At 59.1% G+C, this 22,710-nt stretch carries 22 protein-coding genes; 11 read left to right on the top strand and 11 right to left on the bottom strand.

Annotated features, from left to right (window positions below; translation table 11 throughout):
* Window positions 1-28 precede the first annotated feature (28 nt).
* From JMN37_RS04230 to JMN37_RS04205, 6 genes are all read right to left on the bottom strand, one after another.
* Window positions 29-172, bottom strand: a complete 144-nt coding sequence (locus JMN37_RS04230; RefSeq protein WP_168156192.1) for a hypothetical protein — start codon at window positions 170-172, stop codon at window positions 29-31.
* Window positions 169-957 (bottom strand): HtaA domain-containing protein, encoded by a 789-nt coding sequence (locus JMN37_RS04225; RefSeq protein WP_070362802.1) that lies wholly within the window; start codon window positions 955-957, stop codon window positions 169-171. Before JMN37_RS04225 ends, JMN37_RS04230 begins: the two co-directional genes overlap by 4 nt.
* A 99-nt stretch (window positions 958-1,056) precedes the next feature.
* Window positions 1,057-1,836, bottom strand: a complete 780-nt coding sequence (locus tag JMN37_RS04220) for a heme ABC transporter ATP-binding protein (RefSeq protein ID WP_070362801.1) — start codon at window positions 1,834-1,836, stop codon at window positions 1,057-1,059.
* The gene (locus JMN37_RS04215; protein ID WP_070362800.1) at window positions 1,833-2,876 is read right to left on the bottom strand and encodes a FecCD family ABC transporter permease; all 1,044 of its coding nucleotides are present in this window, start codon (window positions 2,874-2,876) and stop codon (window positions 1,833-1,835) included. Before JMN37_RS04215 ends, JMN37_RS04220 begins: the two co-directional genes overlap by 4 nt.
* Complete coding sequence (locus JMN37_RS04210; RefSeq protein ID WP_070362799.1) at window positions 2,873-3,940, bottom strand: heme/hemin ABC transporter substrate-binding protein; 1,068 nt, start codon at window positions 3,938-3,940, stop codon at window positions 2,873-2,875. Before JMN37_RS04210 ends, JMN37_RS04215 begins: the two co-directional genes overlap by 4 nt.
* Window positions 3,941-3,954: 14 nt before the next feature.
* Complete coding sequence (locus JMN37_RS04205; RefSeq protein WP_070362798.1) at window positions 3,955-5,712, bottom strand: HtaA domain-containing protein; 1,758 nt, start codon at window positions 5,710-5,712, stop codon at window positions 3,955-3,957.
* Window positions 5,713-5,959: 247 nt separating this feature from the next.
* On the opposite strand from JMN37_RS04205, the gene JMN37_RS04200 reads away from it, so the two are divergent.
* Complete coding sequence (locus JMN37_RS04200; RefSeq protein ID WP_145945257.1) at window positions 5,960-6,391, top strand: hypothetical protein; 432 nt, start codon at window positions 5,960-5,962, stop codon at window positions 6,389-6,391.
* Here JMN37_RS04200 and JMN37_RS04195 read toward each other — a convergent pair.
* Complete coding sequence (locus JMN37_RS04195) at window positions 6,377-7,030, bottom strand: biliverdin-producing heme oxygenase (protein ID WP_252931110.1); 654 nt, start codon at window positions 7,028-7,030, stop codon at window positions 6,377-6,379. The two genes, JMN37_RS04200 and JMN37_RS04195, sit on opposite strands and share 15 nt — an antisense overlap.
* 102 nt (window positions 7,031-7,132) lie before the next feature.
* Window positions 7,133-7,711 (bottom strand): DNA-3-methyladenine glycosylase, encoded by a 579-nt coding sequence (locus JMN37_RS04190; RefSeq protein ID WP_070362796.1) that lies wholly within the window; start codon window positions 7,709-7,711, stop codon window positions 7,133-7,135.
* A gap of 148 nt (window positions 7,712-7,859) precedes the next feature.
* Between JMN37_RS04190 and JMN37_RS04185 the strand changes: the two genes are divergently transcribed.
* Both JMN37_RS04185 and JMN37_RS04180 read left to right on the top strand, forming a co-directional pair.
* On the top strand, window positions 7,860-9,398 hold the full coding sequence (locus JMN37_RS04185; RefSeq protein ID WP_070362795.1) for an FMN-binding glutamate synthase family protein: 1,539 nt from the start codon (window positions 7,860-7,862) through the stop codon (window positions 9,396-9,398).
* A gap of 39 nt (window positions 9,399-9,437) precedes the next feature.
* Window positions 9,438-9,614 carry a hypothetical protein gene (locus JMN37_RS04180; RefSeq protein WP_168156190.1) on the top strand — a complete coding sequence of 59 codons (177 nt, stop codon included), beginning with the start codon at window positions 9,438-9,440 and terminating at the stop codon, window positions 9,612-9,614.
* A gap of 3 nt (window positions 9,615-9,617) precedes the next feature.
* Here JMN37_RS04180 and JMN37_RS04175 read toward each other — a convergent pair whose 3' ends face one another.
* Window positions 9,618-10,418, bottom strand: coding sequence for an HAD family hydrolase (locus JMN37_RS04175; protein ID WP_252931109.1), 801 nt, complete (start codon window positions 10,416-10,418; stop codon window positions 9,618-9,620).
* A 339-nt stretch (window positions 10,419-10,757) separates the two neighbouring features.
* Here JMN37_RS04175 and JMN37_RS04170 point away from each other — a divergent pair, with 339 nt between their 5' ends.
* From JMN37_RS04170 to JMN37_RS04140, 7 genes are all read left to right on the top strand, one after another.
* On the top strand, window positions 10,758-12,218 hold the full coding sequence (locus JMN37_RS04170; protein ID WP_256007874.1) for a glyceraldehyde-3-phosphate dehydrogenase: 1,461 nt from the start codon (window positions 10,758-10,760) through the stop codon (window positions 12,216-12,218).
* Between the two features lie 169 nt (window positions 12,219-12,387).
* Window positions 12,388-14,406, top strand: a complete 2,019-nt coding sequence (locus JMN37_RS04165; protein WP_252931108.1) for a Rib/alpha-like domain-containing protein — start codon at window positions 12,388-12,390, stop codon at window positions 14,404-14,406.
* Between the two features lie 18 nt (window positions 14,407-14,424).
* Window positions 14,425-16,791 (top strand): zinc metalloprotease, encoded by a 2,367-nt coding sequence (locus JMN37_RS04160; protein WP_252931107.1) that lies wholly within the window; start codon window positions 14,425-14,427, stop codon window positions 16,789-16,791.
* A gap of 163 nt (window positions 16,792-16,954) precedes the next feature.
* On the top strand, window positions 16,955-17,911 hold the full coding sequence (locus tag JMN37_RS04155; RefSeq protein WP_070362790.1) for a metal ABC transporter substrate-binding protein: 957 nt from the start codon (window positions 16,955-16,957) through the stop codon (window positions 17,909-17,911).
* Window positions 17,912-17,914: 3 nt separating this feature from the next.
* Complete coding sequence (locus JMN37_RS04150; RefSeq protein WP_070362789.1) at window positions 17,915-18,664, top strand: metal ABC transporter ATP-binding protein; 750 nt, start codon at window positions 17,915-17,917, stop codon at window positions 18,662-18,664.
* On the top strand, window positions 18,664-19,617 hold the full coding sequence (locus JMN37_RS04145; protein WP_070362788.1) for a metal ABC transporter permease: 954 nt from the start codon (window positions 18,664-18,666) through the stop codon (window positions 19,615-19,617). Before JMN37_RS04150 ends, JMN37_RS04145 begins: the two co-directional genes overlap by 1 nt.
* Window positions 19,614-20,516, top strand: coding sequence for a metal ABC transporter permease (locus tag JMN37_RS04140; RefSeq protein ID WP_070362787.1), 903 nt, complete (start codon window positions 19,614-19,616; stop codon window positions 20,514-20,516). The genes JMN37_RS04145 and JMN37_RS04140 overlap by 4 nt, the downstream gene beginning before the upstream one ends.
* Here the strand turns inward: JMN37_RS04140 and JMN37_RS04135 are convergent.
* A complete protein-coding gene (locus JMN37_RS04135) occupies window positions 20,419-21,120 on the bottom strand; it encodes a metal-dependent transcriptional regulator (protein ID WP_070362786.1) in 702 nt (233 codons plus the stop codon). The two genes, JMN37_RS04140 and JMN37_RS04135, sit on opposite strands and share 98 nt — an antisense overlap.
* 5 nt (window positions 21,121-21,125) lie before the next feature.
* A complete protein-coding gene (locus tag JMN37_RS04130; protein WP_070479302.1) occupies window positions 21,126-21,569 on the bottom strand; it encodes a hypothetical protein in 444 nt (147 codons plus the stop codon).
* Here JMN37_RS04130 and JMN37_RS04125 point away from each other — a divergent pair.
* Window positions 21,568-22,710 (top strand): YihY/virulence factor BrkB family protein, encoded by a 1,143-nt coding sequence (locus JMN37_RS04125; protein ID WP_252931106.1) that lies wholly within the window; start codon window positions 21,568-21,570, stop codon window positions 22,708-22,710. The genes JMN37_RS04130 and JMN37_RS04125 overlap by 2 nt on opposite strands.

The raw sequence follows: 22,710 nt of genomic DNA, 5'->3' as shown, positions 1-22,710 counted from the left end.
TGTTTTGCGGTCTGTATATCTCTGTATATCAAGGAATCGTTGGTAGCTGGATCCCGAGAATCGTCCCTGCGCCCTGGGCGAGTGCGGCGACGGTCATTACGACGCCAGCGATCGCCATGAGTGAAGTGATCACCGTGGTGATGTGTCCGCCGACGTTATCGACGGCGCTCATACGAGCTTCCCGAGCATCGCCTGGAAACCTGGCTGGCTCGCTGCAAATGCAAGGCCACCGAGGGCCGCGATTGCGGCAAGCACGATTCCGACGATCGCGCCGGTTCCAAGGCTTGATCCTTCCGGCGTGGGAGTGGGCGTCGTCTGTGCGGGAGCATCCTTGAATTTCAGTGCAAGGGCTACCTTGGAATCCGCGAAAGGCTCACCGGCCTTGTACTGCTTATCGAAGATCGCGGAGCCGTCCTCTGTCAGTTTGGTCGGGGTGAAGGTCGCAGCGAATTGGTTGTTCTTGTTAGCCTTCAGCGGCTGTTGGACGTCGAACTCGACGATGCGCTTATCGTCGCCGGTCAACGTGGTGGTCTCTGCACCGGGCATAGCGCCCTTGCGGACATAGTCTGCCTGGAGGAACCCTTTAGCCCCTTCGATGACGACCTTGAAATCAGACAGCTGGATATCCATCGCACCGTGGTGTGCGTTGATACTGATAGCGCCGTCGAGGTCTATGACCCCTTCGCCAGTTGCCGTGAGCTTGGACTCCTTTGCATTTACTGGCAAGGCGAAGTCAACCAGCTTGCTCGCGTCAAGTACCTTTTCTGCCCCATCGGACGCCGTGATGGTTGCTGCGGCAAACGGCTTCTGGATGTAGCTCAGGAATGATCCCTTGATGTTCCAGTTTGCGTGCCCGGACTCGAGCGTTGGGGCTTCCGCGAATGCGCTCGGCGCGACGAGGGCAGTAGAAGCAAGGAAGGCAGCGGTGAGGGTTGCCAGAGTGGTGGAGCGAGACATGTACGTCCTTTCATGAGTAATCGCAACCACACCGAATGGTGAGGTTAGGCTAACCTTAAATATTGGTTGGGGTTTGGTCAACGGCCGGGGGTAATGGGGCTAGGTCGCACCTGTCATAGGGGAGCAGTTTGCCTCATGAGGCGCGATGAAAACACGATTTCCGTCGTGCAGGACCGTAATAGGCCAGTCGTAGATCTCGCTCAGAATGTGGTCCTGGTACACCTCGGCCACCGGCCCCGCTGCCGCAACAGCCCCCTGCTTCAAGCACACCACGTGGTCGCAGTACCGCGCAGCAAGCTGAAGATCGTGGAGCACGACGATCACGGTCGCGCCATCACGTGCCAAGGTGCGGGCGACGCCCATCGTCTGCTCTTGGAAGCGCACGTCCATCGCGGCAGTTGGTTCGTCGAGAAACACCACAGGTGTTCGCTGTGCCAAGACTCTGGCAAAGGCCACACGGGCGCGCTCACCACCGGAAAGCGTGAACATCTCTCGTTCCTGGAGGTGCGTGATGCCCGTCGCGGCGAGCGCTTGGTTGACGATGGTGGCGTCGTCAGGCTGAGTGCCCCACGGATGGCGCCCCATCTCGACGACGTCGCGCACCAAGAACGAAAAGGCGACACTGACATCCTGAAGCATGACGGCACGCGTCCGAGCGAGTTGATGAGCGGTGCACCCAGATACATCCTGACCTACAAGCTGGACGCTTCCGCTCGAGAGGGATGTATCGCCGGAGAGCGCAGCGAGCAATGTAGACTTGCCAGCTCCGTTGGGGCCGATGAGGCCGGTGACCTCTCCACTCTGCGCGGACATGCTGACATCGTGGAGTATTTCGCGCCCCTGTCTATGGACTGTGACATGTGAAGCGGTAACTGTCATTGTGCATGGCCCTTTCGCATCATCTGCCGCAGCAGGAAGAAGAAGGTCGGCCCGCCAATCAGCGCTGTGAAAATACCGATTGGCAGGTCAGCGAATGGAATGATTGTGCGGGAGAGGATATCGCCAGCACCGATCAAAAGCGCGCCACCGAGTGCAGAAGCCGGGACAAGCACCGTATTGGACGGGCCGACCGCAGTGCGCACGATATGTGGGACGACGAGTCCTACGAACCCGATCAACCCAGCGAAGGAGACTGCTGCGGCTGTAAGCAATGTCGATAGTGCGATCGCCAACATGCGCAGGCGTGCGACGTTGATGCCTACATGGAATGCAGCTTGGTCGCCCAAAGCGAGGATGTCGAGCTTGCGCACAAAACACATGGCACATGCCAATGCGAAGGTGACAACGGCAGCTACCACCCCAGTTTGCGCCCAACTCGCCCCAGCGAGACTGCCCATCTGCCAGAAAACGATCTGTTCCCGCGCCGTGGTGGGGGCGATGAATGTGAGTGCTGAAATGCATGCGCCGCAGATAGCGTTCGCTGCGATGCCTACTAGAACCAGGTTCAGGACGCGGACTCTGCCACCTGAACGCGCTAGCTGGTACACCACCACGGTGACGAATATGCCCGTTGCGAACGCGAAGATCGGCACGGTCATCGTTCCGAATATGGTGATGCCGAATACGGTGGCGATTGCTGCGCCTACACCTGCCCCGGTACTGACGCCAACGACGCTTGGTTCTGCTAGGGGGTTGGCAAATACGGACTGCATGAGCGCCCCGCCTGTTCCCAGTGCCGCGCCGACGCAGAGTCCTAGAACGAGCCTCGGGATGCGGATTTGCCACAATACTGATGCTTCGAGTGTGGACGCTGACATTGGCCCTGCGGTAAGGATCGGCCAGAGCTCGCCGGGGGAGAACTCAAACTGGCCTACAACGAGAGAGGCAATGGCCGTGAGCACTAGCAGGGAAGCGGTGGCTGCGAAAAGCACAATTCTTCCAATGCGTCGTGCATGGATTGCTCCGTGGTGCTCGCTCATAGCTGCTCTCCGTAGAGAGCGTGCGCCGCGCGCAGCAGCAGTTCGCCAGTTTGAGGTCCGAACGCAAGTGAGTCACCGTCGGGAAGCGCCAGGACTCGCCGGTGCTGCCCCGCGGTGGTTTGTGCGACGCCGGGACGTTGGAGGAGGCCTTCAATATCGCCTGTGGACTGGAGCCCACCGTTCATCATGACGAACACTTCGGGGTTTACCTCGGCGAGCGCCTCAGGGCTTGCAGGCGAAGGCTGACCGATGCCGTGCTCGGAATTGACGTCCCTGCCACCTAGAGCAGTGATGAGTTCTTCAGTTCCTTCTTCACGCCCGAGTAGATAGAAGACGCCACCGGTGCCGCGAGCATACAAAAACGACATTCGCAGTGGTTCTTCAGGTGCCACCGCAGCGATTGCGTCGAGCGCTTGCTGGACTTCTTTCTCGCTGCGTTCGGCGAGGAGGCGGCCTGCCTCAGGCTCACCGACGAGGGTTGCCACATTAGTGATGTCCTCCGCGATCGAGGCCAGCGAACGCGTCGGCTCCAGCATCACAGTGGTGATACCGGCTGCCCGTAGCTGGTCGATCGCCTCAACTGGTCCTACTGAGCGGTCGACAAGCACCAAGGTGGGACGAAGATTCAGAATGGCCTCGACGTTGAGCGAATGCCCGTTTTCCGTGACTACGGGCAGATGCGCAAGCGACGGCTCCGAGGAACTTACGGTCCGCCCGACGATGTTGTCTGCCATGCCGACACCACGAAGCGTCTTGGTGAATGTGCCGTATAGGTCCAGTGCAAGGATGCGGGAGGTATCAGTAATGGTGACGTCGTAACCGTCCGCATCGGTCACTTCGACGGGCAGAGCTTGTTCCCGTGGCGTATCGATTGGCTCGACCTCGGAGATCTCAGAGACCATCGAAACCCCTTGCGCCTGGTGTGGGTCCCCGTTTGTCTGCAGCGACTCCGCGAGCTCGTTGGTGGTGTGTTGTGTTGGGTTGTCCCACTCCGCACACCCGCCGAGGCTCAGCGTTATCGCAGTCGCGGTAACCAAGGAAAGAGTGGTTTGCAGCATTTTCATAGTGTCATATCTCCCTATCCGATGACCGCGAATCTGATGAGCGCACCGCCTGCGCCAAGCAGCGAGGCAATGAGCACCAAGAGCGTCGCGACGGTCGCGTCATCCCAACCATCCGCCCCTGTACGCGAATTGGGCGCGGTGTTTTTAATCTGGAACTTTCCGCCTTCTGGCTGATCAGAGGACGAAACAGTTGCGTCCCCCAAATGCTCGTCGAGAACGCTTCCGCGGGAAGGCGTAGACGAGGATGTTGTAGACTTCCGAAGTTTCGCTCGAGCGTCGGCCCCCGCCGCATTGTTGGATGGAGAGGACGCCCCTCCGACGGAGCCCTGGCCTTCGGCGCAGTTAGCCGATCCGCCGAGTTGAGCGGTGAAGTGAATTGTGTCGAGCGGATCGCCAGGAGGGTAGAACTGCCCAAACGCTTCCGAACCTGTGCTCGTAAGCGTTGCTTCTGCTGTACCGGTTACCGCAGAGTCGCTCACATCGAGGTTCGTGAAAGTGAGGTCTGCGATGGCGATGCGCCCGTAGTCGCGGGGGTCGCCTTCCATGGTGTTCGACGTCGCGTTGAGGATCAGCTGGCCGGTATTGCCGGAGAACTGGATTTCCATGTTGGAAAAACGAGTGTCCAATACGCCCCCGTGCCCGGTAAAACGGATCGAACCGGGGTAGAGGATGGACCCCGACCGCGTCGCAGAATCAACTGCTCCCGAATTGCCGTTGAAAGTAAAGGTGTTACCGCTGTCTCCAACGCCTTGGAGCTCCCACTTTCCTTTCGCGATATTGCCACGGATGTATGTACGGAACGACTGCCGGATTCCCCACTGTGCCTCAGCAGAGGTGACTCCGTGTGAGGTGCCAGCATCACAGACGGTATTTGAAGATGCATTACCGCCTGACGGTGCTGTGGCTGAGGCATCGCGATTGCTGTGGGCCGATGCGTTGCTCGATGGGGAAGTCGGCGCTGATGCTTGGTTGCGCGCCGGGGCCGTGTTGGCAGCCGAAGCAGTCGTCCCCGGCGCCGTCGAAGAGCGGTTGGGACGGGCTGACTGTTGCGACGATGTAGCGCGCTCGTGTAACGACGTTGCGCTTCGCAAGACCTTGTCGGCGTTGGTAAACAGCCCGTTGACCTCGATGAGCGTGTCGTTTACCTGTCCGAGCCAGAAAGCCGGTCCGCTTGTCGCCTTTGAACGTGTGGCGCCACTGTGCCCCTGAGCAGCTGCGTTGCTATTGTCTCCTGATGGGGACCCGAGTGTGAAGTCCGGGACTGGTCCGGCACCCGAAGCCTCCGTGAGTGAGAGATCGATACTGATCGGGTCGAGGGGCTCGCCTGCTTCGTAGAATCCGGCGAAGATAGTTTCCCCAGAAGCGGTAAGTGAGGTGTGGCCGCTTATTGTCACTTGGCTTGCGGTGAAGTCCGGTGCGGCGTCAAGGGTGATGGTGGCCAGTACTTCTTTTTGTCCTTCTTCGACAGGGCCCACAGCTCCTGCGCCGACATACTTCCGTGTGCTGTAGTCCACCCGGAGTTCTGCGTTAGTGCCGTTGACCACCAAGATCGGGTTGCTGAGCGTCAGCTCGAGAGAGCCATCGTGGCCACTGAAGTGGACTGAGCCGGTGAAGTTGAATTGTCCGGAGGATGGGCCAGTAATCGCGGAGGATTCGGCTGGGAATTGGAATGCCGTCCCTGAGCGAGTTGCCCCTTCATCTGTGGAGATGGACCCCTTGGCGACGCCGGTTTCGATGTACTTACGGAACGATTCTCGCACACCCCAATCCATTGTTCCCGTGGATACAGTGCGGTGTGACGCGGTTTGTTCCTGTGCCGGAGCAGGGGGAGGGGTAATGAGGAGCGGGCTGAACGCTGTTGCTGCAAAGCCAAGCATGCTGGCAGAAGTGGCCAACGCGCATACGTAGCGGATAGACATAGTTCTTGGAAAATACTCTTCGTCGTCGGGATAAATGAGGGTAAGCTTACCTAATTAAAGTTAGGTGAGCATAGCCTTATGAAAGGGTGTTGTTGTGGTAGTGGACCAGGAGCCTGTAACCGAGCTCATTCCAGTCGTCTCAGAGGTGTCTCAAGGGCGGTTCGCGCCGTGGGAGCGTGCACTGTCGGCTGTAATTGCTGGCGTAGTGGTCTTTGGTGTGAGCGCCGGAAATCTGTGGGTAAGCTCCTTGGCCTGCTTGGGGTTGGTTGCACTAGTTTTTGCGCTGGCTGCGCTGCCGTCGCGACGTCGTTACCAGGCATCACCGCGCGGAGGTCGTCGCTCCGGGTTTCTCGTTGGTGTGGTGTGGGCTGGGGTGGTTGCAGTCTCGCTGGTGGTGTTGTTCGCCGTGCCTGAGCGCTACACCCTTACCGGGGGCGTGCTTGCCGCCTTTGTGGCGGCAAGTGCCGTGTGGGGTGTGTTTGCGTATCTCGACAGCAGTGACGCCAAGCGTCGAGGGCTAGTCGAGTCGTGATGTAAGCTCCTGGAACACGGCTTCATTCAGTGTGAAGACGTGCTTTGCTGTCTCGATGAGTTGGGCGCGTTCGTCGTCGCTCAGTTGCATGGCGTCCAGGGATGCTTTGTATTGCGCACGATATGGCGGGATTTTCCCAATCGCGGAAAAGTTATAGAAGTTGAGGGCGTTATCGCCGAGGTTGTATTCGCTGCGAAATACCCGGGCAAGCGCCTGACCGCCAGCGATGTCGCCGAGGTAGCGAACGTAGTGGTGTGCTATCACCTCGGGGCCGTTGTTGGGGGTGAGTGCGTTGAGCTCGGCCACGTAGCGCGACGTTGCCTCGAGTGGGTGATGGTGATCTTGCCAATCCGCGCCGAGTAGCGCTGTGAGGTCGGCGGAGATTGCGTCCACCCGCTCAAGTCTCGGGTCGGCGATCTGGGCCACGGCATGGTGAGTGGCTGTGCGGCGCACCGCGGCTTCGAGCGCGGAATAGATGTGGAAGTACTGCACGGTGAGCTCGGCGACGGCTGTTGCGTTGAGCTGGCCTCCGCTGAGGTGAGACATGAAGCGGGAGGTCTCGGCACTTGCGTGTGCGGCTGTGGTCTGCTCCTTCAGGGCGACGGAAAGTGGCATCTGCGCAGGGGCGATGAGGGTCATCGGTGACTCCGATCGTGTGTAGGTGGGGAGCGAGCGCTCCAAGCTGACCCACCAATAGTAAGGCAAGGCTTACCTAAAGAAAATCGCCCAAAAGTTTAGGATTTATGCCTTGTATTTATTGCTCGTTTTATAACCGCGAGGCGTGGAAACAGTTTTGTCTCCGGGGATCCAGAATCGCCAGGGGGCATCAGCATTCTTCGAGATGCCAATACGGGGGCCACAAACCCACTCCGGGGGAGCGGTAGGTGCGGTCAAAGAGACGGATTTATGGTTATCGGTGAGTTCAAACCCCAACGCTTCGCCCAGGTTTCCGGGGCCACGCGCCAGGTTGTCTTCTTCGATGGGAAGGCGGTCGGGTTTTTGGCGGCGTCGATAGGCGATGTCGTGGCCTTCGATGACCCTGCCTCCACGCAGTAGGCATCCCTGGCCGATGCCCTCCGGTGCGCACACAATGTTGACGTTGTGGTGAATGCCGTACGAAAGGTAGACGTAGAAGTGTCCTGGAGGGCCGAACATCGCAGCGTTTCGTGCCGTTTTGCCGCGATAGGTGTGCGCGGCGGCGTCTTCCTCGCCGAGGTATGCCTCGACCTCGGTCAATACGATGCTGACCCCGCCATGAGTGAGTGTGCACCCGAGTAGTTTCGGCGCGACGATGTTTGCGGGGCGGGAAAAGTCAATCATGGCCCCACCCTAACGAGAGTTCCCCAATGGTGGTTGAACGAAAGGGGGAAACACCACATGAAGTGTGGCTGGAGTTTGTTTTGTTATTTTTTTGCGTACGGTGAAAACAGGAACGCTTTTCTACACGCCACTTAGTCTAAGGAGCATCATGGCAGGCAAGCGCAACTGGGCAGCAACAGCGTCGATCGCGGCAGCGTTGGGGGTAGGAACTGTTGCAGCTGTGGATCTGACTCAGAAGAAACACTCCATTCGAAGAATTTACCCAGTCTTGGGGCGTGCGCGGTGGGCACTCGAGAAGATTCGTCCGGAGCTTCAGCAGTACTTTATTGAGCGTGACTGGGACGGCCGCCCATTCGACCGCCGCACTCGTAGTCTCATCTACTCGCGCGCGAAAGGGCAGACTTCGACCACTGCGTTCGGTACGCAAGAAAACGTCTACGAGCAGGGACACCGCTCCCTGGTGCATTCGATGCGCCCCGTAGATATGCCTGCGGAGCCGCCGCGCGTGCTGATTGGAGGCCCGCAGTGCTCCCAGCCGTACAGTGCAGCATTGCTGAACATCTCCGCTATGAGCTTCGGCTCGTTGTCTGGGCGCGCCGTCGAAGCGATGAACAAGGGAGCCAAGTTGGGCGGGTTCTACCAGGACACCGGTGAAGGCGGTCTGTCCCCGCACCACGAAAAGTACGGCGGTGACCTGGTGTGGGAAATCGGCACCGGGTACTTCGGCGCACGCACTCCGATGGGGGGATTTGATGCAGATACCTTCGCAGAGAAGGCAAAGCGGCCACAGGTGAAGATGACGCTGCTCAAGCTCTCACAGGGAGCGAAGCCTGGTTTGGGCGGTGAGCTGCCAGCCGCGAAGGCGACGAAGGAAGTTGCTGAAATTCGCGGGATCGAGGAGGGGAAGGCGTTCACGTCCCCAGGTGCGCACTCTGAATTTGATACCCCAATCGGCCTCCTGCACTTCATCGACCAGATGCGTACCCTCTCCGGGGGGAAGCCGGTTGGATTCAAACTGTGCATAGGCTCTCGTCGGGAATTCCTCTCGGTGTGCAAGGCCATGCTCGAGACTGGCATTCTGCCTGACTTCATCGTGGTCGACGGTTCCGAGGGCGGTACTGGCTCGGCGCCGAAGGAGTTTGAGGACCACGTGGGCCTGCCACTCACAGAGGGCCTGACGTTCGTGAATAATGCGCTGGTGGGCTGCGGCCTTCGCGACAAGATCAAGATCGGTGCTGCCGGCAAAATCGCCGCCGGCAACGACTTGGTGCGTCGCATGGTGCAGGGCGCGGACTTCCTGCTGAGCGCCCGCGCGATGATGATGGCCGTCGGCTGCGTGCAGGCAATGGAGTGCCACCTCGGTACGTGCCCGGCTGGTGTCGCGACGCAAGACCCGTGGCGTGAGCGTGGCCTGGATGTCGAGGACAAATCAATGCGCGTGATGCGGTACCAGAAGGCCACCGTTTCGTCAGCGCTGCGCCTCATGGCTGCGATGGGAGTGCAAGATCCGAAGGACCTGCGCCCTGAGATGATTCGCTGCAACGACGACTACGGGAAACCCCAGACGTACCGCGAGCGCTACGAGTGGCTTCGTGACGGTCAGCTAGTCGACGGCGACGTCCCAGAGAACTGGCGCGAGGACTGGGAATCTGCGAACGCGGAGTCGTTTCTAGCGAAAGGGAAGTAGCGCTTCGCTTCGGCGCGGAAAATTTGCCACAATAGGGGCATGACCCTAGATGAATCACAACGCGCGAAGGAACTGGCCGAGCTTGAGGAACGCCTCGAGCTCGGCCGTAAGCACCACGAAGAACTCATGGCGCAGATGAAGGCGAAAGTCCAGGAGTTCGAAGAGCGCCAAGCTGAGCTTGAGCGAGCTATTGCGGAGCGCAAGTCCGCAAAGTAAGCGCTATTGCTCACTGAGCCATGCAGCAAGTCGATGCACTGCTGCATGCTCAGCGTTAGTTCCGATGACCTCGTCCGCCACCGTCTTAAGATCCGGGTGGGCGTTGCCCATCGCAACCGCTGTTCCAGCCGCCTGGAGCATCGTGTAATCGTTCAGAAAATCACCGATCGCGGCAGTTGCTTCCTGAGGCACGCCCAAGGCGTCCGCGATCGCCAGCAGCGCCTTGCCCTTGTCTGCCGCTGGGCTCATGATGTCGATCCAGTGCTGGCCACTTACTACGTGGTCCAGTCCAGGCGCGTGCGCCTGCACCCACGCCAGCGCGTCACGCTCTGCATCACCGTCCACGTAGAGCGCGACTTTCACGGGTTGTTCGAAGGGGACGTCGACAAGCGAATCCACGTTTGTGTTGGCGTGATAGTACTTTGCAATCTCTTGCTCGACTTCCTTAGATGCACCGCGCAGCGAGTAGGACTGCTCGGGAGTGCACAGCACCGCCGACGCTGAAAACGGCGCTGTTTCAAACGCGCGTAGAAACTCGCGCACCGGCTGCTCCGGCATGGCAGTCACGTCGATTATGCGGCCGTCGTGGAAGACAACGGAACCGTTCTCCGCGATGAACGTGTGAGGCTGATGAGTGGTGAACATGTCACGAAGCGTCGCGAGCTGGCGTCCCGATGCCGGCGTGACCAGGACTTCGCGGTCGTCGGCAAGGCGAAGGAGCTCCCAGAAGGCGTCGGGAATGCGCCCGTGTTCGTCGAGCAGGGTGCCGTCCATGTCGAGGGCGATGATCTTCGGGCAAGGCATAGATTCGTTTCCTCCAATGCGTTGATGTACGTGCACAGGGTACCGAAGGTAGTTTCGCGCCAGCTTGTCGACGCCACGTTGGACAAATACCGCCATCCAGCACCGGGGGTGTGTTTTGGGGGTGGGGTGCGGGTTTACTTGGCGTTGCACTACAAAGCCCACCTAAGGCGACTGATGTAACCATATCTCGCGGTGCGGTTGGTTTAGCTGGAGTATTTGTAACAAAGATGGACCAATACACGCTACGATAATTCCTGTATTGGGGGTACGGCAGCTGTGTCATGTACCCCCAAGGCAAACGTTTCCCAATTGTTCAATTACCGCATGAAGAGGATGACTGTGTCTACGCCTACGAATACAACGCACCAACAGGACTGGAATCATAAGCTGACCCTGGCCCAGGAAATGCTTCCGCTCATCAGCCAGCTTCACCGTGAAAACAACGTTGTCACCTCGATTTTTGGCCGACTGCTGGTAGGTGTGACGGACATCGACATTATTAAGGCGCACCGGTACGCGCGTCGCATTGTGGAGAAGGAGCTTCCGCTCGAGGACACGTTGCCGGTGCTTCGTGAGCTTGTTCAGATGAACCTCGGCACGGCATCGATTGACCTTGGCCGTCTTGCCAGCGACTACAAGAAGTCCGGCGCGAGCGATCTGCGGGCCTACTTGAACGAGGCGCTTGCCGACGTCGTCGATACGGACTCGGAGCTCGAGCCACGCGATGTTGTGCTGTATGGTTTCGGTCGCATCGGCCGCTTGTTGGCTCGCATTCTGATTGCTCGTGAGGCGATGTACGGGGGAGCGCGCCTGCGCGCCGTCGTCGTGCGGAAGAAGGGTGACGACGACATCGTCAAGCGTGCATCTTTGCTTCGCCGCGACTCGGTGCACGGTCCATTTGACGGCACTATCACTGTGGATCACGAGAAGGAAGTCATCTGGGCCAACGGGACGCCGATCCAGATGATCTACGCGAACGACCCGGCATCCATCGATTACACCGAGTACGGCATCAACGATGCGATCGTCGTTGATAACACCGGTGTCTGGCGCGATGAGGCTGGGCTGAGCCAGCACCTGAAGTCCAAGGGTGTCTCCCGCGTTCTGCTGACCGCTCCAGGTAAGGGTGATATTAAGAACATCGTCTACGGTATCAACCATGCTGACATTGCGGACGGCGACCAGATCCTGTCCGCGGCTTCGTGCACCACGAACGGTATTACGCCGGTGCTGAAGGTCATCAACGATCGCTACGGTGTGGTCCACGGTCACGTTGAGACAGTGCACTCCTACACGAACGACCAGAACCTGGCCGACAACTTCCACAAGGGGGACCGCCGCGGTCGCGCTGCTGGCCTCAACATGGTGCTGACGGAAACAGGTGCCGCAAAGGCTGTGTCGAAGGCGCTTCCCGAGTTCGAGGGCAAGCTGACCGGCAACGCGATCCGCGTTCCAACGCCTGACGTTTCCATGGCGGTGCTCAACCTCGAGCTCGAAACCGAGACGACAAAGGATGAGGTCAATAACTTCCTCCGTAAGGTCTCGACGGATTCTAACCTGCGCCAGCAGATTGACTACATCCAATCGCCTGAGGTTGTCTCGACAGATTTGCTCGGTACCACGCACGCTGGTGTCGTTGACGGGTTGGCGACGATTTCGGCCGGCAAGCACCTCGTGCTCTACGTCTGGTACGACAATGAGTATGGCTACTCCCACCAGGTAGTGCGAGTTGTTGAGGAGATTGCGGGTGTTCGCCCGCGCATTTACCCCGCACGGACCGTTCCGGAGGATCTGAAGTAGTCATTTCTTTCCATGCCCCAGGCTGCACATGGCAGTTCCTGGGGCATGATGAGTTATTGGGGGGTGTACGTTTTGCGCTGGGAGTTCGCAAATTGACGTTCATACACTAAGTTAGAAGCGTACGTCTTTCGGTATGGGTGATTCGAAGAAGTGTAAGGCAGAGGCAATAGTGCGTCGAGGTAAGTGTAAAACCGGGCTCGCGGTCGCAGCGGCGACTTCAATCATGCTTGTGTCCGCAGGTATTGCTCCAACATATGCCCATGCCGAGCAAGATTCTCCGGAAGTGATCGACGAAGTTGCCGTCGATACTTCAAACTCGCTGGGGTTTGAGGAACTTCCGGAAGGGAAAGCGAAGCGCTCGTACCTCTTCCTCGATACCGATGGTTCACCACTGCAGGACACCGAGGTACGGTTCGTGAGCCAGGATGGGAAGACTTCGCACGTTGCGCGCACCAGCGAGAATGGTGCAGTTGCGTTTATCGTCGACCCAGGTTCGTACCGCTACCAAATCTATGGCGGAAAGGACCCGGAGAAACCGCGCTTTATTTCGGGTTGGATCACCGTCAAAGAAGACACGTTCATCATCACCTCGCTGAAGCTGCCTGCTGAGCAAACCATTTTCTATACGTGGCCGAAGATTGACTTGAAGCCAGGTGAGCGCAAAGTGGTCATGCCAAACGAGGAGAATGAGACCGGTACCGAGTTTGAAAAGATCGGTGGGACTCCTGAATGGGTGACTGTCTACCGTGACGGCACGGTGGAGGTTGCACCACTCGAAACGACGAAGGCCGGTGTGTACACCGTCAAGATTCGCGCTTCGAATGCACCTGACTTTGCCGTCAGGATTGAGTTGCAGGAATCAGCTAGTGGCGCTGATCGGTACGCCTTCAAGTACCCAACTAGCTACGTTCGTCCCGGTTCTGTCGGTTCAAGCATCACACCGAGCTTGACGCTGCGTAAAGACGGCTACGACTTCATTAACCAGCCGGTGCCTCGTGGGACGACGTTTGAGACTTCATACCCAGAAGCTACGATCGATAAGAACACCGGCGAGGTCAAGTACGTCGCTTCGAGGGGTACCAAGGTCGGGGAGACCGTCAAAATTCCGGTGACCGTGACGATGCCCGACGGCAGCCAGCTGAAGACGGACGCCGCTTTTGAGGTGATTCCGCCACTGCTCAAGACAGTAACGGACATCTCCTATGATGACGCCCGCGTGGCGCCAGGTGGAAAGTTCGTTGCAGATCTCAACTCCCGCGAACCGCTGCCCGTTGGCACCGAGTTCCGTTGGGACGCTAGAAAGAACGCTGACCTCCGCGGATGGAACGTCGCCGTCGACAGTGCCACGGGGGTCGTCGAGGCTGTGGTTCCCGAAGGCGTCGAGGATAAGGATTACAACTTACACATCCTGGCCAGCTACACGGATGGGTCAAGGGAGTACGTAACACTGCCTGTGCACATCGTGAACCAACTCAGCCCGGAGGAACTCGAGGCACACAAGCTGCGCTATGCACAGCAAATCGTGACCCCTGGTAAGGCGTTCACCGCTGAACCAGAGGGCGATCCTGTCTACGGCAGCGTGTTCTCCATCGAAAACGACGGTGGCATTCCGATCACCATTGACCGCGCGACAGGCCGCGTCACTGCAAAGATTCCGGCAGATACCGAGGCAGACAGCACCTACACCGCGAAGCTGCGCGTTGACTTCCCCGGTGGGCACCAAATCATCGAGTTGAAGGCAACTGCTAACTCGTTAGCTAGGAAGAACACAGTCGACTACGCTGTGCAAGAGGGCTTTGCCAAGCCGAAAGATCAGTTCTCTGGTGTGCACTACGGGCTGCCAAAGAGCTACAAGAACCAGGACGCGAACGTCGATATCAACCCGGAAACGGGCGAGGTGCGAGCTACGGTGCCACGTAGTCAGAAGCCAAAAGAGATTAACGTTCCTGTTGTTGTGACGTGGGAAGATGGCTCACAGCAGCTGATCGACCTACACGTTGTGCCTAAGCAAACAGCGACGCAAAAGGAGCTGAACTGGGAGCGCGTGTGGTGGATCGTGCCGTTCATGATCGCCGCTGAGGGCCTTGGTGTCTTACTCTTCTGGTTGTGGGACAGTAATAAGCATGTTCCGCCGTTTAATGCGGTGACGCATGCGTTGAAGAACGCCGGATTTGACGTTTCGGGATAAAGGACGAGAAAAGTGAAGATGAAACGAGCTCTTGCTATCGCGCTGTGCGCAGGCCTTGCCTTCGGTGGGGTGCAGCCCATCGCTGAGGCTGGCGTTCAAAAGATTCCCGGCGGCGTCTGGATCGAGAACGATTCGAAGACTGAAGGCTTTGCTATCTCGGACCTGGCGTACGGGTCGAAGCTGACCACGACGTTCCAGAACCCGCAGTCGGTCGGCGGTTTGCTCGAAAGCAGCCTGCAGACTGTACTGACCGTCGACGGGCGGCAGGTGGCGTTCCTCCCGACTGAGACGAAGTCTGACGTTGAAGAAAACGAGATCGGTTACAAGGTCATCCTGACGCACTACGATGCGAACACCGAAATCCAGATCACGCGCACGATTGAGATCGGCACAAATTCGATGGACGTGACGGTCGAGGCTACGAACAAGTCGAAGCGTGACCGCAAGATTGACATTGAGATGTTCTCTGCCGTGCCAAAGTATGCGCAGTATCAAGGTACCTACCGAGGCGGAAGGTTTAACTTCGGTCCTGCCGAAAAACCTGGCTACGATGTTTCGGTGAACTTCCGTGGTGCTGACGTCTCAAAGGCGGCGGGGCACGCGATCGAGTCTGGCGAAGCTAGCCGGGTGGGTGAAGTTGCCGAAGACGGCGCCGGCTACCAGTACGCGGCGTGGAACAAGGAACTACCAGTTCAGGGGACGGCGTCGGTTACCGCGAACATCTTCATCCAGACGCAGCCCACGGCGAAAGACACTGACCAGGATGGGCTGCCGGATGAGTGGGAGAAGGTGGGGTTTACCGCTGCTGACGGGACCCCGCTTCCACTCGACAGGTGGGGGGCGAAAGTAGGACAGAAAGATCTGTTCCTGCAGTTGAACTGGATGAAGTCTGAGTGGGAGACGCTGAACTGCAACGAGGTGAATAAGTTCGGCGCGAACATCCAAGACTTTGAGAAGTTTGCGAAGTGCGCTGAGGCGAACGCGAACGTGTACCGGCCTTCCCGTGAGTCCCTGATGGAGCTGGAGGATAAGTTCGCTGCGCACGGGATTCGTCTCCATATCGATGCTGGTGACCTCTACACCTCCATCCCTAACTACGAGAACAGGCACGGTGGCCCAACGGAGGACTTCACCCCGCTGTACTTCGCGGATGGTATGTCGAAGCGAGACAAGCTAGGGCAAAAGCGCCAGGAGCTGCTCGGTACTCGTGAGTCGGTGTTCCGCGTCGGCATTATCGGCGACCAGATGGAGAAAGGCGACTGGTCGACGGGTACCGGCCTGGTCAACGACTCTGCGTTTTACGTGTCTTACCACGAGAACGTGACCAACCAAGAGCAGCTGCGAAACACCATCCTGCACGAGTTCGGCCACAACCTAGGCCTGACCCACAATGGCGCACTGTCGACGAACCCGGTGGATACCGAGGCGTATTTGCCGACGTACAAGTCGGTCATGAACTACCTCTACCAGTGGTCGCACTTCGACTACTCCGACCAGGCCTATGAATCGGTCCCCAAGACCGACAAGAGGTACCCGAAGGAGAAGTGCGAACAGGACGGCGTCGTCTGCTACGAGGGCGAATACTCTGTACCAGCGGACTGGGACAACCTGAACCTCAAGGGCAAATACATTGGCTCAGGTGAAGGCACCGTTGGCACCGACGACATTCCGGAGCCAAGCCACAATATTTCTGCTCGCGAGCTAGAAATCATTGCTGCAGATCAGAACCCTGGAAAGGCCGGTTTCCGTCTGGCCGGTGGTGAAGATGCGGCGGTGGTGACGAACCGTTCAACCGACGTACTGACTGGTGAGATCCGCAACCTCGGTCTGGATCTGCACAAGTTCACGGTGTACGCCAAATACCCGACGATCACGGGTGCGGAGCCAATCGAAGTCACTGTTCCTGGCCAGATTAACGCCAGCGGTGCGGAACCTTCTGCACGTGTTGAAATCCCGATCAAGAATGCAACCTCGCTGCGGGACTCGACGATGCCGCTTGAGATCCGCATCGTTAACGCCGAAGGCGACGAGGTATTCAAGGAGGAGTACCAGGTTTCCGTTCTTGACTACACGGCGGAAGAGATGGAGCGCATCCGCAAGGAGATCGAGAAGGATCCAACCGCTAGTGACCGCCTGAAGGAATCTGCGCGCCGGATTCTGGACCCGAAGGCTGGGCGTCAGGCACCGGAGGAGCCGGACCGCATTGACGTTGAGACGCCGAAGCCTCAGGCGCCACCGACCGATACTGGTGTGAACACGGGCCAGTCGGACAAGTCGTCCGCGTCCGACAACGTGGGGATGATCGTCGGCATTATCGCTGCAGTCGGCGGTGTGTTGGCGGCGGTCTACGCTGCGGCATGGGCATCAGGTCTTCTGAAGTTCTAAACTTCTCTCTACAAAGGCCCCGTGGGAATTCTCCCGCGGGGCCTTTCTCTATTTGTGCAGCTCAACCATATCTTCGTGTGAGTTTGCACATAATAAGTTGCAAGTTCGGTAGGGCGAACTTTAGAGTTGGTGAGGTACACCTTAGTTTGAAAGGAAACACTTCATGTCACGCACATCCAGGATCCTCACTGCATGCGCGCTTGCCTTGGGCGTAGGGCTCGCAGGCTGCTCGTCTACCGAGGACAACCAGGCGACACAGGACGGCATCAACGCCGACGGTGCGCTGCAGGTCTACGCAACCACGGGTTACCTCGCGGATGCCATCGCCAACATTGCGCCTGAGGCGGAGGTCACCACGATGGTTGGCCCGGGCGGGGACCCGCACACCTACCAGCCCTCAACGAAGGACATCGACAAGATTCAGTCCTCCGATGTGGTGTTCTGGAACGGCCTGCACCTCGAAGCTCAGATGATCAAGCAGCTGGAGAGCCTCGGGGACCGCCAGCTGGCAGTAGGAGACAAGCTGCCGAACAATCTGCTGCTTGACTGGCCAGAAACCGATGCTGAGGGCAACCCTCTGCATGACCCGCACGTATGGAACAGTCCAGAGGCGTGGAGCCTGGTTGTCGGCGAGGTCGCAAACAAGCTTGCAGAGGTCGACCCTTCGAAGTCCGATGAGTACCACGAGAACGCCGCGAAATACCAGGCGGAAATCGCGGATGCGAACGAAAAGGCTGCAACCATGCTGGCGAACATCACTGGGCCACGCATCTTGATCACCGGCCACGATGCCTTCAACTACTTCGGCAAGACCTACGGGTTGGATGTGTACGCGACGGACTTTGTTTCCACAGAGGCGAAGCTGTCGGCGTCGGAACTTTCGGACCTTGCGGATCTCATCGCGGACAACAAGGTGCCGACGATCTTCCAGGACAATCAGGCGAACCCGCAGGCGATTAAGAGCCTGCAGGAGGCTGTGCACGCCCGCGGGTGGGATGTCGCCATTTCTGACGAGGAGCTCTTCGCCGACACCCTCGGCCCCACCGCGCCAACGGATACCTACATCGGGGCGTTCCTGCATAACGCTGAAGCAGTTGCTGCAGCGCTCGGGGGCAAGTAACCCATGACTACGCAGACGTTTGCGTGCGCGACGCATAATCTTTCCGTTGCCTACCACCTCGATCCGGTCCTGGAACAGGTGAATGTGCGGTTCCCCGAGGGCGCCATCATGGGGATCGTCGGGCCGAATGGTGCCGGCAAGTCAACACTGATCAAGGCGATGCTGGGGCTTATCCCGACGCTGACCGGGGAGACCGAGTTCTTCGGCCAGCCGCTCAAGGCAGTGCGCCACCGCGTGGGGTACATGCCACAACACGCGAGCGTCGACTGGGACTTTCCTACGACGGTGCTCGACGTGGTGACGATGGGTACGTACGGGAAGCTGGGCTGGTTCCGCAGGGCGGGGAAGCGCGAACGCGCCGCCGCATACGAAGCCTTGGAACGCGTAGGGATGCAGGATTTCGCTGGCCGCCAGATCGGCGCACTCTCAGGCGGGCAGCGCCAGCGCGTCTTTCTCGCACGCGGGCTAGTACAGGACCCGGACTTGTTCTTCCTCGACGAGCCGTTTCAAGGCATTGACGCGAAAAGTGAGGCGACAATTATCGACGTGCTCCGCACCATGCGCGAGAATGGCACAACAATCGTGATGGTGCACCACGACCTTTCGACAGTGCCGACGTACTGCGATGCGGTGACGCTGCTGGATAAGACAGTGATTGCATCGGGGCCAGTCTCCTCCACGTTTACGCCGGAAACGATTGCGCAGGCGTACGGGTTAGGCGCGGACTCGATGAGATTGTTGGGTGTGCTGTGATGGGGACGTCGATAAGCCTTGGTGCGTTCTTTGCGAACCACACCTATGCCATGGTGTTTTGGGGGACCACCATCATTGGCGCAGTGGCAGGGATGCTTGGGACGTTCGCGTACCTGCGCAAGCAGTCGCTGACCAGTGATGTGATTTCGCACTCCGCACTACCAGGCACGTTGCTGGCGTTTTTGCTGTGCGTCGGGCTGGGAGTCGACGGCCGTAACATGGTTGCGCTGCTGGTTGGAGCCGTAGTCACTGGTACGTGCGCGGTGATGGTGGCGAACACGATTACTGCCCGGACGCGGACGTCGATTGACGCGGCGATGGCGATCAGCTTGTCGTTCTTCTTCGGGTTCGGGATGCTGTTGCTGGACGTGATCACGAGCAATCCGTTCCCAGGCAAAGGTGGTATTCAGGACTACCTGTTCGGCAACGCATCCGTGATTACCAGGGCGGACCTGCGAATCAGCATCATCGTCGGGTTGCTCGCGGTCTGCGTGATGTGCGTGTTGTTTAAGGAGTTCGAGCTGCGCTCCTTCGACCCCGTGCAGTCCACGATGCTTGGGTTTCGCCCGAGGGTCATCGACACGGTGATGTTCATGACGATCGCGCTTGCGACGGTGATCGGCGTCAAATCTGTCGGGTTGGTGTTGATGGTGGCATTCGTCGTAACTCCGCCTGCCGCGGCGCGCCAGTGGGTGCAAACGGTGCCAGCGATGGTCGTGCTCGCGGGCGTGTTTGGAGCCGTCGGCAGTGGTGCTGGATCCTACTTGTCCATCGCGCTTGGCAACGTGCCGACCGGCCCCGTTATCGTGCTTGTCCTGTTCGCGGTGTTTCTGGTGTCGTTCATCTTCGCCCCGAAGCGAAGCGTCATCGCCCGGGCCCGTTCGCAGCGGCGAGCGACGGCAGCGCTGCGTGCCCGGCTGGAAACAACAGTTTCGGCGGAGGTAGCGTCGTGAGTTTCATCGTCGGAACACTTTTGCTCGCGGTGGTCACGGCGTGCGCATGCGCAGTGCCGGGAGCATTCGTTGTGCTGCGGAAGCACTCCATGCTCATAGATGCTATCGGGCATGCGATCTTGCCGGGCATTGCCCTGGGGTACTTGTTTACGAACAACCTGAACTCACCGGTGGTGATCGTGTGCGCGGCGCTGGCCGGTGTGGCGGTGGTCCTCGGCGCACAGTGGCTCGGGGATTCGGGACTCGTGACTGGAGACGCCCCGCAGGGCCTCATCTTCCCGGCACTGTTCAGCGTGGGCGTCATCCTGATTACCTCCCACTTCTCGAACGTCCACCTGGATACACACGCGGTGCTCGTCGGCGACTTGAACCTGGCTGCGTGGAATCAGCTTACTGTTGGCGGGGCGCAGCTGGGACCGGTGTATCTCTACATCATGCTCGCGGTGCTAGCGCTCAACGTGGTCGCGATTGGTCTTGTGTATCCGCAACTGCTCGCGTCCACGTTTGATGGCCAGTTCGCACGCAGCATCGGCGTGCCAGTGAGCATGCTGTCCGTCGCGTTTATGTTCCTGGTGTCCTTGACCGTCACAGCAGCGTTCAACGCAGTCGGGGCGATCCTGGTCATTGCACTGGTGGTCATCCCCGCGGCAGCAGCCAAACAGTTGGCCACGACGGTACCGCGCATGATGACCCTGACGGTTCTGCTCGCTGCGGTTGGGGCAGTCGCAGGCTTCGGCGTCGCCTACCTTCTCGACGCCCCCACCTCCGCCACGATGACTGTCATCTACGGGCTCGAGTTCCTCAGCTGCGCCCTCTGGGCACGGCGGGCTCAGCGGTCACCCACACGGCGTCCGCTGCGCGTTTCCCGAGCGCAAGTGGAGGTTGCTGGCCGTCGATAAGCACTTCGACGGTGTCAGAGAACGGGGCTGCCTGCTGGGTACGCAAGTGCGTACCCACCGTGATACCGGAGGTGTCGAAGAACTGCAGCAGACTCGGGTCACCGTCGGAGACACGTTGGACCACGACGTCGTTGTCTGGGGCGATCGTGCTCAGCGGCTCAGCGTGGAATTGCGGCACGGTGCCGTCGGCGGCGGGGATGGGGTCGCCGTGTGGGTCGCGGGAAGGGTAGTTGAGGTGGGCGTCGAGGCGCTGCAGCATGAATTCCGAAACGGCGTGCTCGAGGACCTCGGCGTCGTCATGCACCTGGTCCCACGAGTATCCGAGCGTTTCCACGAGGAATGTTTCGATGAGGCGGTGACGGCGAATCATCGCGACGGCGTGCGCGCGGCCTTCCTCCGTCAGCGTAATGGGCGCGTAAGGCTTATGGTGTACGTACCCTTGCTGAGCAAGCTTCTTGACGGCGTCCGACACGCTCGAGAGCCGAAGCCCCATGTAATCCGCCAGCACCTTGGTGGTCACCTTCGTGTCTGACCATTCGGTGAGCGCCCAGAGTGACTTGAGATAGTCCTGCGTACTGGTGGAGAGCTGGGAAACGGAATCCATGGGGCTTACTGTACAGACTCGAGAATGAACGCGAGGTGCATGGTCTGCAGCTCGAGCTCGCCTTCGGTCGCCGGCAGCGAAGCGATTTCCTGACGCGCCTCAGCGGTCAGCGGGATGACCCATCCAGCATTGGGGTCGAGTACAGGAACAGCGGGCTTTTTGACGGGCACCCAAGTCACGGTGCGCGCGCCGGGGCAGATCATTTGGAGCGGGCCGTCGATACGCTGGAGCTCCGCGAGTGCCGCCGGTGTAGAGGTCACGACGACCAATCGTTCGTCCGAACCTGGAGAGAGCGCCGCAGTCGTGACCTTGAGCACCGGGAGCTCCACACGCTCATACTCCGTCGGGTACTCTGCGAGTGCAGGAGCAGCGCCCGCCCCGAACCATTTCTTGATCTGACCCAACACGCTCATGGTGCACACGATACCCTGTACTAGGGTAAACGCCATGGAACACAGCGAATCGCCTCCGGCGACAGACTACGTCGTGCCCTATGGTCCCGGCGAACTCGTGCACGTGCCGCAGCACAGCGACAGGCCTGACGTGTTCACAAAAGATAACCGAGTGACGCCGCAGGGCTGGGTATACGTGGCCAAGCGTGTCATTGCAGACTTCTCCGTTGACGCGATGCTTGACCGCGCGGCTGCGCTGACCTATTACGCCGTGTTGTCTATCGCTCCGATGATTTTGGCGGTCTACTCGATCGCGACGCTGCTGCTGCCACGTGACGAGGCCGCCGTCAATGACATCATTGACGACTTCATTGCACTCTATGTACCCGAAGCATTGGAGGATGAGGCCCTGCGCTTCCTCCTGACGGTGATTGGCACCCCGGCGCAGAGCACGATTGCGCTGGTGGTATCGATCGTGGTCTCGCTTCTTTCCGCATCCGCGTACGTGCGGTCCTTCTCCCGGAACGCGAACGTCATGTACGGCCGCATAGAGGGGCGCAACCTGGTCCGCACGTGGTTCACCATGTGGGTCACCACGCTGATAATGGTGCTTGGGGTGATCGTGATCATCGTCGGCACGTTTTTGCGCGAGTCAATTGTGAACGGTCTGCTGCAGCCGATCGCAGAACCCCTAGGGATGACAGATACCGTTGATTACCTGACAAAGATCTTCCTGCCTGTCTGGGATTACGCCCGCTTCCCAGTCATCATCGTGACTGCGATCGCGTTGATCTCCGTGCTCTACTACGTTTCGCCCAACGTACGGCCGGAGAAGTTTCGCCTGCTCACCCTCGGATCTTCGATGGCGTTGACGGCGATTTTCATTATTTGGCTTGGCTTTTCGTGGTTTATCGGCACGATGGGGATCTCGAGCGCTTACGGGGCATTTGGTACCGCCGGGGCCGTCCTCGTCCTGGTGTGGGTGATGAACGTCGTGCTGCTCGAGGGCGTCAAGATTGACGCGGAGGTGTTGCGAGTGAAACAGCTGCAGGCGGGCTACGACGCTGAACACATCATCCAAGTCCCACCAAGAAGCACGAAAGCGGTCGACTTCCGGCTGAAAGTGCAGCGCTGGATTGACCGCAGTGCCTCAACGCTCAAAGCACAGGACGGTACAGGGGAGGAGCCGACAGGCTAG

This window comes from Corynebacterium lipophilum (genome assembly GCF_024102595.1).
Lineage (GTDB): Bacteria > Actinomycetota > Actinomycetes > Mycobacteriales > Mycobacteriaceae > Corynebacterium > Corynebacterium pseudogenitalium.
Note: the sequence above shows the minus strand (reverse complement) of the source record. Positions and strands in the feature narration are given on the sequence as shown.